The organism is Deltaproteobacteria bacterium, from assembly GCA_016875225.1.
Taxonomy (GTDB): domain Bacteria; phylum Myxococcota_A; class UBA9160; order SZUA-336; family SZUA-336; genus VGRW01.
In genome coordinates this window covers 1-12011 of record VGRW01000095.1, presented here as the reverse complement: position 1 = coordinate 12011, position 12011 = coordinate 1, and the positions used below count along the sequence as shown (strand labels likewise).

10 protein-coding genes are annotated in these 12011 nt (G+C 69.0%); 1 reads left to right on the top strand and 9 read right to left on the bottom strand.

Features of this window, described 5'->3' with window-relative positions:
- The 4 genes from FJ108_16205 to FJ108_16190 form a co-directional block, all read right to left on the bottom strand.
- Nucleotides 1-780, bottom strand: a 780-nt coding sequence (locus FJ108_16205) for a hypothetical protein (GenBank protein ID MBM4337429.1), incomplete at its 3' end; no start/stop codon positions are given.
- Nucleotides 777-1310, bottom strand: a complete 534-nt coding sequence (gene mreD / locus FJ108_16200) for a rod shape-determining protein MreD (protein ID MBM4337428.1) — start codon at nt 1308-1310, stop codon at nt 777-779. The genes FJ108_16205 and mreD, both read right to left, overlap by 4 nt.
- The gene (gene mreC / locus FJ108_16195; GenBank protein ID MBM4337427.1) at nt 1310-2224 is read right to left on the bottom strand and encodes a rod shape-determining protein MreC; all 915 of its coding nucleotides are present in this window, start codon (nt 2222-2224) and stop codon (nt 1310-1312) included. Before mreC ends, mreD begins: the two co-directional genes overlap by 1 nt.
- 28 nt (nt 2225-2252) lie before the next feature.
- Nucleotides 2253-3287, bottom strand: a complete 1035-nt coding sequence (locus FJ108_16190; protein MBM4337426.1) for a rod shape-determining protein — start codon at nt 3285-3287, stop codon at nt 2253-2255.
- Between the two features lie 95 nt (nt 3288-3382).
- Here FJ108_16190 and FJ108_16185 point away from each other — a divergent pair, with 95 nt between their 5' ends.
- On the top strand, nt 3383-4939 hold the full coding sequence (locus FJ108_16185) for a hypothetical protein (GenBank protein ID MBM4337425.1): 1557 nt from the start codon (nt 3383-3385) through the stop codon (nt 4937-4939).
- Nucleotides 4940-4949: 10 nt separating this feature from the next.
- On the opposite strand, the gene FJ108_16180 is transcribed toward FJ108_16185, so the two are convergent.
- The 5 genes from FJ108_16180 to FJ108_16160 form a co-directional block, all read right to left on the bottom strand.
- Entirely contained in the window at nt 4950-5906 is a 957-nt protein-coding gene (locus tag FJ108_16180; protein MBM4337424.1) for a hypothetical protein, read from the bottom strand.
- Nucleotides 5907-6078: 172 nt separating this feature from the next.
- Nucleotides 6079-6702 carry a PEP-CTERM sorting domain-containing protein gene (locus FJ108_16175; protein MBM4337423.1) on the bottom strand — a complete coding sequence of 208 codons (624 nt, stop codon included), beginning with the start codon at nt 6700-6702 and terminating at the stop codon, nt 6079-6081.
- A 94-nt stretch (nt 6703-6796) separates the two neighbouring features.
- Nucleotides 6797-9298: a hypothetical protein gene (locus FJ108_16170; GenBank protein ID MBM4337422.1), complete on the bottom strand. Its 2502-nt coding sequence runs from the start codon at nt 9296-9298 to the stop codon at nt 6797-6799.
- Complete coding sequence (locus tag FJ108_16165) at nt 9198-9470, bottom strand: hypothetical protein (protein MBM4337421.1); 273 nt, start codon at nt 9468-9470, stop codon at nt 9198-9200. The genes FJ108_16170 and FJ108_16165 overlap by 101 nt, the downstream gene beginning before the upstream one ends.
- 699 nt (nt 9471-10169) lie before the next feature.
- Nucleotides 10170-11618 (bottom strand): sigma-70 family RNA polymerase sigma factor, encoded by a 1449-nt coding sequence (locus tag FJ108_16160; GenBank protein ID MBM4337420.1) that lies wholly within the window; start codon nt 11616-11618, stop codon nt 10170-10172.
- Nucleotides 11619-12011: the final 393 nt, after the last annotated feature.

Below are 12011 nucleotides of genomic sequence, written 5' to 3'. Positions count from 1 at the left end.
CCCCGCCGCCTCCGCCGCGAGCTGAAGCTGGTGATCGAGCGTGAGCACCACGTTGCGCCCGGGCTGCGGCTGGACGAGCGAGAGCAGCTTCAGCTCCTTGCCGTGGGCATCGACCAGCAGATTGCGTCCGCCCGGGCGCCCGCGCAGGTCCTTGTCGAGAAGCCGCTCGATCCCGCCGCGGCCGATGATGTCGCCGAGCCGGTAGCTCTGGAATTCCTCCTCGCGCAGCTGCTCGGGGCCGACCTCGCCGAGCCAGCCGAGCAGGTGCGCGGCGCTGGAGCCGAAGCGGTAGCCGCGCACTGGCGTGACCTGCGTGAGCACGCCGCCGAGCGCCCAGAGCCGCGCCTCGACGCGGGCCAGAGCGTCGCGGTCCAGGTCGTACACCACGCGCTGCGGCTGGAAGCGCGCCCGCCCGCGCGGCGTGCCGTAGGACTGCTGGACGCTCCCGAGATCCCGGCCGGTCAGGCCCGCGATCCGCGTCAACGTCGCCGGCACGTCCTCGGTCTCGTTGGGCACGACGCGCACTTCGAAGGCCGGGCGCGAATCGACCAGCGCCTCGCCGTGCCGGTCCAGGAGCGCGCCGCGCGGCGCCTCGACGCGCTGGGTGCGAACGCTGTTCCGCTCGGCCGAGACCTTGTAGACGTCGCCCTGCACGACCTGCAGGTAGAAGAGCCGCGTGATCAGCAGCATCCAGACCGCGACGATCACAAGCGCTGCGCCCGTGAGCCGGCGCTCGACCATTCCGTCCGGCGGCGGCGCGCCCGTGGTGAGCCGGTTCACGAGCGCCCGCGCGGGCCGTGGGTGGCGAGAACCGGCCAGGCGCCGTCGCGCTCGGACTCGCTGAGCAGGCGCCGGAACACCGAGAGCAGCGGCGCGGCGACGGCGGCGGTGGCCAGCGCCGTTCCCGGCGCCCGGAGCAGCAGGTCCGACCACTCCGAGGCGCCCGAGGCCGCGAAGAGCCGCTGCGCCGAGCCGAGCAGGAGCCAGTTCACCAGCACGTAGACGCCGACGTAGGTCGCCCACGGCCCGGCCGCGCGCAGGTAGAGCGCCTTGTCGAACAGGCGGGTCGCCGCGCAGGCCGTGCCGCAGAGAAGCGCGAAGAGTCCCATCGGCGATGCCGAGAGCGCGTCCAGGACGAAGCCCGCCCCGAACGCGAGCAGAAGCCCCTGGATCCCGCCCCCGCGCAGCCCCATCGCCAGCGCGAAGATCAGGATCAGGTCGGGCCGGATCTCGGCCGGCAGGATCAGACGCGCGAGAACCTGGCCGAGCAGCAGGGCGAGCCCGATCCCGACGAGCTTCGCCAGCGCCATCAAGGCGGGGGCTCCACAGGCGGCGGCTCCGGCGCGGGCGGCGGCGGCTCGGGCCAGAGCCCCTCGTCGGCGGACGAGAACGCCCCGTCGTCCGGGACCTGGCGCTGCTCGAGGATCACGAAGACCTCGTCGAGCCGCGCGAAGTCGACCGCGGGAACCACCTTCGCGCCCAGGAACAGCCCCGCCGTCTTCCGGTCGACCGCGGCGATCCGGCCCACGCGAAGCCCCTTCGGGAAGACGCCGCCCATTCCAGAGGTCACGAGCAGGTCGCCCTCGGCGACGTCCTCCTGGCGCAGGACGTGGTCGAGGTCGCAGACCGGCGAGGCCGCTCCGCGCACGGTGCCGCGCGCGCGCGTCCGCTCGACGTAGGCGTCCAGGCGGCTCTGCGGATCGATCATCAGCATGACCTTGGCCGCGCCCGGGGTCGTGCCCGAGACCAGGCCCACGACGCCGGAGTCCGTGATCACCGGCATTCCCGGCCGGATTCCCGCCGCGGCGCCCTGGTCCAGGATCAGCGACTGGAACCAGGGCGACAGGTCCTGGTGGATCACGTTCGCGGGAACCATCGGGATCTCGCGCTGGGCGCGGAAGCCGGCCAGCTTCTGGAAGCGCTCCGAGGACAGGATCGCCTCGCGGTACTGGTGGTTCTCGTCCTCGAGCCGCGCGATCTGGCCGCGCAGCTTGCCGTTCTCCTCGCGCACGCCCACCAGGGCGACGTAGTCGCTCCACAGGCCGCGCAGCTCCTGCACCGGCAGGGCGACCATCCGCTCCAGCGGAAGGGTCAGGTTCAGCACCAGGCGCGGCCCGATGCCGATGTCGGCCGGCCCGCGCTGCGACGCCATGCCGATCACCGACAGCGACGCGAGCAGCAGATAGAGGAGCGGATAGGCGTAGCGACGCAGCTGCTCGCTCAAGACGTTCCGCTTTCTCGTTTCCCGGGTCTTACGCCCGGTCCGTTACATCCCTGAGCAGGCTAGCGTCATCCAGGCAGCGCCCGCACCCCATCACCACCGCGGTGAACGGGTCCTCTGCCAACATGATCGGCAATCCCGTTTCCTCCCGTAGCAGAATGTCGAGGTTCGCCAGAAGCGCGCCGCCGCCCGAGAGCACGATGCCCTTGTCGGCGATGTCGGCAGCCAGCTCCGGCGGGGTGCGCTCCAGGGCGATCTTGGTCGCCTCGACGATCGCGTTCACCGGCTCCTGGATCGCCTCGCGCACGTCCTCGCTGTGCAGCTCCAGGGTCTTGGGCACGCCGGCGACCAGGTCTCGGCCCTTCACGATCAGCGAGCGCTGCTCGTCGGTCGGGTAGGCGGAGCCGATCTCGATCTTGATCCGTTCCGCAGTGCGTTCGCCAATCAAGAGGTTGTACTTGCGCTTCACGTAGTTGAGGATCGCGTCGTCCATCTTGTCGCCGCCGACGCGCACGCTGTTGGCGTAGACGATTCCGGACAGCGAGATGATCGCGACCTCGGTGGTGCCGCCGCCGATGTCGATGATCATGTTCCCCGACGGCTCGGTGATCGGCAGGCCCGCGCCGATCGCGGCCGCCATCGGCTCCTCGATCAGGTACACCTCGCGCGCGCTCGCGGAGAGCGCGGACTCGCGCACGGCGCGTTTCTCGACCTCGGTGATTCCGGAAGGTACGGAGATCACAATTCTCGGCCGGAGCAGCGTCGAGCGGTTGTGCGCCTTCTGGATGAAGTAGCGCAGCATCGCCTCGGCGATCTCGAAGTCGGCGATCACGCCGTCGCGGAGCGGCCGCACCGCAGTGATCGAGCCGGGCGTGCGGCCGAGCATGCTCTTGGCCTCTTTGCCGACCGCCCGCACGCGGTGCTTGACCGTGTCCACGGCCACCACCGACGGCTCGCTCGAGATGATGCCCCGGCCCTTCGCGTAGACCAGCGTGTTCGCGGTGCCGAGATCGATCGCGAGATCGTTCGAGAACATGCCGAGCAGGCGGTCGAGCACCTTCAGCATCGCTGGCTCACCTCGTTGGCGTAAGTGGAGGGCGTAAGTACCGGCGGAATCGACGGATCCCGCCATGCGCGACGTGCCGCGCGATTCTACGAGCGATGCGGATTCGGCGCAAGCGCGAGCCTTGTGCGAAGCTCGAAAAACGGCAGCTTGCCGCGAGCTTCGAGGAGGTTCCAATGGGTCGGATCGGGATCTGGCTGCGCAACCTGGCCATCATCGCCGTGCTCGCCACGTTCGCGTTCCTGTTCGGGCAGCCGCAGGGCTCCGATCCCGCGTCGGCGCCGGTCGCCGAGGTGAACTCCGAGACGATCCCGCGCGACGTGTACGAGTTCTTCCGCGAGCAGAACCAGCAGGCCTTCGGCCAGTTCGAGCAGCAGGGCGTGACGGCCGAGCAGCTCTCGAACATCGTCGACCAGCAGACGCGCTCCTCGCTGCTGCGCCGCTACGTGATCTCGCAGGAGGCCGAGTCACTCGGGCTCGAAGTCAGCGACGAGTCACTGAAGAGCGAGTTCCAGGCCACGCCCGCGCTGCAACGCGACGGCCGGTTCGACCGCGAGCTCGCCGAGCGGCTGATCTCGCGCACCGGCCTGGGCCCGCGCGAGTACGCCGCGCAGCACCGGCGCGACCTGTTGCAGCGCAACTTCACCCGCTTGGTCGCGGCGCCGGTGCGGATCTCCGACGCCGCGGTGCGCGACGAGATCCTGCGCGAGCAGACGCGCGTCAGCCTGCGCTACGCCACCGCGAGCAAGGCCGCCTTCCGCGAGCGCGCTTCGATCGGGCCCGACGACGCCAAGGCGCTGGTGGCGAGCTCGCCCGACCGCGTTCGCGCCGTCTACCAGGTTCGCAGCGCCGAGTTCTCGAAGCCGGAACAGGTGCACGCGCGGCACATCCTGTTCAGCGGCGACGACGCCGAGGCGCTCGCGATCTCGACGCGCGGCCGGCTCGACGCGGGCGAGTCGTTCGCCGATCTCGCCCGCGAGCTCTCGGCCGACGCCGCGACGCGAAAGGACGGCGGCGATCTGGGTCGCTTCCCGCGCGGCCGCATGATGGCGGCCTTCGACGAGGTCGCCTTCGGCCTCGAGCCCGGCAAGCCCAGCGGCCCGGTCAAGACCGATCGCGGCGTGCACCTGATCCTGGTCGAGGGCCGCGAGCCCGCGAGCCAGACCCCGTTCGAGGAGGTCGCGGAGCTTCTCGCGCTCGAGATCCTGCGCGAGGAGCGGGGCTACGAGGCGGCACGGAGCGCCGCGAATACGCTGGTTGCCGAGGTCGCCGCGGGAAAGCCGTTTGTCGCGGCCGCTGACGCTCTCGGGCTTCCGGTCGCGGTGACTCCCCCGTTCGGAATCCGCGAGGCGAGCGTGCCGGGGCTCGCGGCCGTCGCGGACCTGCGCCAGGAGGCCTTCGCGCTCGGCGCCGAGCGCCCGAACGCGGATCGGGTCTTCAGCGACGCCGAGAGCTTCTACGTGGTGTCGCTGCTCTCGCGCGAGGAGCCCGATGCAGCGAAGATCGAGGCGGAGGTCGGGGCCACGCGAGATCGCCTGCTACAGCGCGAGCGCGCGCTCACCACGGCCCTGTGGTTCACCGAACGGCTCGAGGAGCTCGAGGCCGAGGGGAAGGTCAGCCAGTTCCAGCTCGCCGCCCCGGGCTCCCGCTTCTAGGCCCCGGTTTCTAGAACGGGAACGAGCAGGAGCCCGAGGTTCCGGCCGTGCAGGTCAGCGGGCAGCTGGTGCACTTGGGGCCGGCGGCCTTGCCGGAGAGGCCGCGGTAGACGGCGAGGTCCCCAGAGCCGATCAGCGCGCCGGTCTCGTCCAGGTCGTAGCGCGCGCAGGGCTGATTTCCGGCGGTGCCGCAGTTGTCGCCGGTTCGGCTCTTGCCGCTGGCCGTCCGGTACTGCGCCAGGTCGGACGAGCCCACGAGCGCGCCGGTGGCCGTGAAGTCCGCGTCGCAGAGGTTGCCGTAGCCGTCGTGGTCGTCGTCGCGCTGACCTCCCGTGAGCGTTGCCCACGGATTGGCGGCCAGGAAGCCCTCGGCCACGCGCGGATTCGGCACGTTCACGCAGTTGTCGCTCGCGTCCTCGACGCCGTCGCCGTCGGTGTCGGGGCCGCCGGCCGCCGCGGTCGCGAGCGTGTTGCCGGTGGTGACGGCCGCGGCCTGCAGGCTCGCGGTCACGTACAGGTTCCCCGATACGGTGACCGAGCCGGGCGCGGACGCCGAGACCACGAGCGTCCCGATTCGGTGTATGCCGAGCTCGCCCGTGGTGGGCACGCCCCCGTTCGCGCGCAGCACATTGCCGGAGATCGCCGCGACCACGTCGGAGCCGGGCCCCGTGTCGGGAGTGAAGCTCTGCAGGACCACGCCCGGGCCGGACGTGGAGACGTGCACGTCCCAGCCGCAGACCTCTTCGCCGTTGCCAGAGAGACACGCGTTGCTCGACGATGCCGTCGAGCCGCCCTGGTAGAAGAGATGCAGCGACACCGGCGGCCCGCCGACGGTGATCGACGCCGGCGGCGAGCCCGTCGCCCCGGTGTTGCTCGGATCCTGGAACACCGCGACCGCAGCAATCGACGCGGCGGGCAGCGCGAGCGCGAGCACTGCGAACGCGAGGGCGAGAGAGCTGCGCAGCATGGCTTTCCTTCCGGTGGCCGGGTCGCGAGACGCGCGACGGCGAATTGAATCTGAACACGCGAGGTCAGCGCGGTCAAGAGACGCGCGCGAGACGCGAGAAAGACAAAGGGGCGGTGTCGCTTGCGCGACACCGCCCCCGCGAGACCGCCAGGCGATCTCTAGAGTCAGAGAATCAGGCCGAGCGGCGAACGAAGCCGAGCGCCGCGAGACCCAGACCGAGCAGCACCACCGAAGCCGGTTCCGGCACGGGCGGAATCGGAACCACGGTGATCGAGTAGTCGAGGATCGCAACGAGGTTGTTGTCGAACACCGCGTCCTGACCCGCCTGGACCTCAGGACCTTCGAGCGTCACCGGGCCGCCCGTGCTCGCGAAGGTCGCGAGCAGAACGTCCTGCGCACTCGCCGCCGCGATCGTCCCCGCCGCGCTGGCGTTGCTGATGATCGCGAAGTTCAGGCCGATCGAGAGCGGATCGATCGTGAACGAGCTGTCGCCGACGCTGATCCCCGTGTTGAGCGGGTTCAGGGTCATCGCCGTCAGATTTCCCGACGTCAGCAGGTTGACCGCGCCGAGGTTTGCCGCCCCGTTGTTGTCGACCGTCAGCTGCCAATTGTTCCCGGCGACCTCAGTCAGAAAGATGTCGATCTGCGCTGCGTTCGCAGCCGATCCGAGCACCAGTCCGGCCGCGAGCGCGACCACTGCCAGTAGCTTCTTCATACCTAGTTCCTTCCCTCCAGTGAATTTGGACTCTGCCAGAACCCGTCGATGCGAAATCTGTCTCGAGCCCCTGCGCTGCACCTTGAAGCGCAGCCTACCACATCGAAAACCTCCTGGGTCAGATTTCCAACGATTTCCCGCCGGAAATCTGACCCAGGAGAACCCTTCCCCTATCTCAAGGCGTGAACACGAAGACGCAGGACCCGGCCGTTCCAGCCGTGCAGGGGAGCGTGACCGAGCTCGTTCCCGTGCAGTGCGTGGTGCATCGCGGACCGGCAGCCTTGCCGCTGAGCCCACGATAGATGGACAGATCGCCCGAGCCGATCAGAGCGCCCGTCTCGTCCAGGTCGTAGCGAGCGCAGGGGTGCGTCCCCAGCGTTCCGCAGGTGTCGCCGGTGCGGCTCTTGCCGCTGCTCGGCCGGTACTGGGCCAGGTCGGCCGAGCCGACCAGTGCGCCGGACGCCGTGAAGTCGCCGTCGCACTTGTTGCCGAACCCATCGTGGTCGTCGTCCCTCTGGCCGCCGGTGAGCGTCGCCCACTGGTTGGTCGAGAGGAAGTTCGAGGCCACGCGCGGGTTGTTCACCCGGGTGCAGTTGTCGCAGGCATCGCCCACGCCGTCCGGCGGGATCTCGAGACCACCGGCACCATCGAGCTGCGTCGTGTTGGCCACGGTCGGGCAGTTGTCGCAGACGTTGCCGACCGTGTCGGCGTCGCCGTCGGCCTGGTCGTTGTTCGCGACCGCCGGACAGTTGTCGCAGGCGTCACCGAGGTTGTCACCGTCGGCATTCGCCTGGGTCGGGTTCGCGACCGCCGGGCAGTTGTCGCAGACGTCGCCCACGGTGTCGACATCGCCGTCCGCCTGGTCGTTGTTCGCGACCGCCGGACAGTTGTCGCAGGCGTCACCGAGGTTGTCACCGTCGGCATTCGCCTGGGTCGGGTTCGCGACCGCCGGGCAGTTGTCGTTGTTCTGGCACACGCCGTCTGCGTCGGCATCGCCGCCGAGCCCCGCGCACGGATCGCCGTCCGTCGTGGTGCACTGCGGGCCCGCGTTGGTGAGCGGGCACACCGTCGTGTTGACCTTCACCAGGATGTCCGTGCTGCGGTCGACGAACAGCCTGATGTCGCGCGCCGTGAAGGCCGCCGTCGTGTTCACGGTCGGCGGGTTCTGCGAGCTGCCGAAGTAGGCCACCACGGCCGGCGCCGCGTCGCGGTACTTGAACCGCGAGGCGGTAGCGGGCTTGGAGGCCGCTCCGACGGTGTACATCAGCGCGCGATCGTCCTTGCCGGTGTTGTAGAAGCCGTCGGTCTTCAAACCGGCGGTCGTCTTGCCGAGGCGCTGATCGCAGGCCGCAGCACCGTTCAGCACGTTCACGTTGTCGCCGATGCAGCCCGGGATACCGTCCGGACCCGGGCCGATCTCGTAGACGAGCGCCCAGTCGCTGGTGTACGTGCCACCCGCGTGCGTGTAGCTGAAGGCGTCTTCGCCGCCGCTGACGACCGTTCCACCCTGCTCGGCGGCCCAGGAAACCGGAAGGCCGCCCGCACAGCAGGGCTCGGCGATGTTCAGGGCGGTGCCGTTCGGGAACGTCCCTCCGGCGCCAATTCCGCTCGCGAACCCGCCAAGGCCGCCATCGACCGGCCCGAGGTCGGCAAGGTCCACGGTGGATCCCGCCTCGCCAGCGATGTCGCGGAAGTCCGCGGCCGCGTTGCCGGTGGTTCCGACGACGAACAGCGGCACCCGGATGTCGGCCGGCTGGCCCGCGATGTTGCCGATGCGCTGGCCCGCGACCAGATCGAGTTCGGACCGGCCGTGCGTGTTGTAGCCGACCGGCAGACCGAGCGGGTTCGTGGTTGCATCGTACGGGCCGTTGCACGCCCGGCAGCTGCTGCCGTTGCTGGGCGCGACCGCGCAGGCCGCGTCACCCGCCGTGCCAGGAACGCACGCTCGCGGGCCGTTGTTGCAGCGGCCGACCTCGCCGGGGGCGTTGCCCCAGCCGCCGATCCGGCAGCGCAGGTCCGTGTCGATCAGGTAGGTCATCGACGTGGTCGCGGTGGCGCCGATCACGTCGCGCGTACCGGCCTGCCGACCGGCCGCCTCTTCGCCGCTCTGGATCGCGAGCTGGAGGCCCGCGTTCGGGTCGGCGAGACCGGCGTCGACGAACGCCTGCAGCTCCATCGTCGAGATGTCGAAGTCCTTGTTGCAGTTCGGCGGACAGACGCGCTGTCCACCGGAGGTGTAGGCCGTGACCTGAGCGGGCGTGAGGTCGGAGCCCCAGAGGAAGCTCACGCCGTCGCGCGCGAGCTGATGACAGTACAGCCCTCCGGTGAGCGTAAGCTCGGGTCCCCAGCCGACGACCGGGTCGCACGGGTAGGTCACGATGTGGACGTTGTAGGTACCGGTGACCGCCGCCGAGGCGAACCCGGTGTCGCTCCAGTACGAATCGCCGTACACCTTCATCTTGCGGACGTCGACCACGGTGCCGATCGTCGGGTGGGTGTAGGGGCCGATCTCGCGCGCGTCGGTCGTGCGGACCGGGTGGATCGGTCCGGTTCCCTGTGCGGGCGAGCGGGCGACGCTACCCGCGTCGCGCTGCGGATCGAAGTTCGTGGGCGGGTTCTCGATCGCGTACGGCGGCGAGCTGTTCGGCGTCGCAGAGCCGTTGGTCGAGGGGCCCATGTTCGCGAACGTCTGCGAGCCGGCGCCGCCGGTCTTGATCTCGGTGCCGAGACCCACGCCGAGGCCGCCGTGTCCGCGGGTCGGATCGCCGTCGGAGCAGACCGAGAGGCTGCCGCCGCAGATCGCGATCTCGAAGTCCGCGGCCGCGGAGTTCGTGCCCTGGCACGAGCACTGCCCCGCATAACCGGAGGCGAGCTCGCCGTACACGGAGGTGGTCAGATCGCAGGTGCCGTCGCCGCCCGGGGCGTTGGTGCACTGCGCGTCGTTCAGACAGCCGACCTTGTTGGCGTTCGCGCTGCCGTTGCAGCGACCCGCCCAGTGCGGCCATACGCAGCTGGTGCTGCCCGGACCCACGCCGGAGGTCAGATTGCCGTAGGTGCAGCGACCGGCCGGGACGATCTGCAGATTGCAGAGCTGGTCCGGGTTGTCGGAGCAGCGGGCGCCCGTCGTCGTGAAACAGCCCAAGCCTGTGTCACACGAGTTCGCATTGGAATCGATCGTGAGGTTGCTGCCTCCTATGCCGACCGCTTCGTACGGAAACAAGTCCGCACGCGCCGACAGGGCCACGGACCCCGTCAGAACAAAAAGCGCGAAAAGTCGTAAAGCGACCATTTCCCCTCCCCTTGAAATCATGAACTCCCTCGGCGCCACGAGCGCTTCGAAACCCTCTCACACCCGGAATTGGAATCCAAGCCTTTTCTGGGGCTGGATCCCCACTCCGCGAGAGGTAGCTCCTGCATGTAGGGTGGCGGGCACCCGGGGAATGTGGCGCGTTTTTCCCACCCGGGCGGCGATCCGCAGCAACAGAAAGCCCCTGGAGACCTTCCGATCTCCAGGGGCTCTTGCCTTCCGACTGCGTCCGGCTCGCGGCTTAGAGCTCCGCGAACGCCTCGAGCAGCCGCTGCTTGGAGGAGTGTCGCAGCTTCTCGATCGCGCGCGCCTCGAGCTGGCGCACTCGCTCGCGCGACAGGCCGAGCTTCTCGCCGATCTCCTCGAGCGTGTGGTCCTGCTCGCCCTTCATTCCGAAGCGCCAGCGCAGGATGTTCCGCTCGCGCTCGTTCAGCTGCGAGATCGACTCTTCGGTCGCGCGCTCGAGCCGCAGTCGGTCGAGGCTCTCGAGCGGAGAGACCGTGCCGGGATCCTTCACGAAGTCCTTCAGCACCTTCGAGTCGGTGCCCTTCACCTGCGTCTCGAGGGAGACCGGCTCGCGGGTCATCTTCTGCAGCCGCTCGGTCTGCTCGACCGTGATCTTCAGCTCCTTGGCGAGCTCCGAAGTCTTCGGCTCGCGCCCGAGCCGCTTCGAGAGCGCGTTGTAGGTGCGGTAGTACTTGAGCAGCGTGTCGTGCATGTGGCTCGGGATGCGGATCGTGCGCGACTGGTTCTGGATCGCGCGGATCAGCGCCTGCCGGATCCACCACAGCGCGTAGGTCGAGAACTTGTGGCCGCGCCGGTAGTCGAACTTCTCGACCGCGCGGATCAGCCCGAGGTTGCCCTCCTGGATCAGGTCCTGGAAGGCGATGCCCATGTTCCGGTAGTCCTTGGCGATCGCGATCACGAGCTTCAGGTTGTGCTGCACGAACTTGTTCTTGTGGAACATCAGCCGGTCGTAGGCGAGATCGACGCTGTCCATCCGCTTGATGAACTCGGGCGCTCGCACGCCCATGCCGATCTCCACCTCGCGCAGCTGCTTGCGCAGCGTGCGCAGATCGCGCTCGCGATCGACCTTGCCCTTCTCGGTCTTGGGCGCGCGCTTGGGCGACTTCAGGTCGCGAATCTGCCGCTCGTAGCTCGCCATCGTGTCGCGCCCGCCGCGGAGCTTGCGGCGGATGCGCTCGAAGATCTGCATCGACAGATCCGCCTCGCGCAGCGCCTTCTGGATGCTCGCGCCGAGCTTGTCGAGCGCGACCTTGTCTTCCTTACCGGAGGCAGCGACCTCGTCGTACTTCGCGAGCAGCGCCTCGACCTTCTTCAGGCACTTGTCGAGCTTCTCGCCGCGCTCTTCGCCCTCGGGCGTGCCCGACCCGTAGGCCTCGGACATCTTCGCGGTCACGCGATTCTCGGTCTGCAGACCGCGCCAGATGTCGATCGCCTCGCGCCACGTGAACGAGACGGAGAGGATGCCGGAGCGCATCTCGTGGGTCGCCGACTCCATCTCCTTCGCGAGCATGACCTCTTCGTCCTTGGTCAGCGTCGGAATGCTCGCGATGTCGTTGAAGTAGGAGAGCAGCGTGTTGCGATTGCGCGCCGCCTCCTCGTCCGGATCCACGTTGGAGTGCTCCCGGTCGGTCGTCTTGCTCTCGGTCCAGCGTCCCTGGCTCATGGTTCTTGCCTTGATCTCCTACCCGGATCTGGCGAGGCCACCGTGAGATGCCTCGTGCCCGGGTCTCGTTTTCCGTGGTTCGCGCGGCGCCACCCCCGCAGCCCCGCTTGCGACCAGTCCCTGCGCCTCGATTCGACGCAGCGTGTCAAAATCTGCCTGCAAAAAAACGGCTCCACTCACACTCCGGCCGTCTCGCAAGACGCGCCAGAGGGGGGGCCGGTTCCGAAGAGCAGGCCTCGGTACCTGCTTTTCGTCGCGCACCCTATGAGACTTGAACCCCCCTGTCAAGAAGAGAACCCGCACGCGGCTTCTGACGCAGGCCGCCGTGCGCGGATTCAGGCGACTCGGGCGTTGTGGATCAGCTGCACGAACTCGGCGCGGGTCTTGGGATCG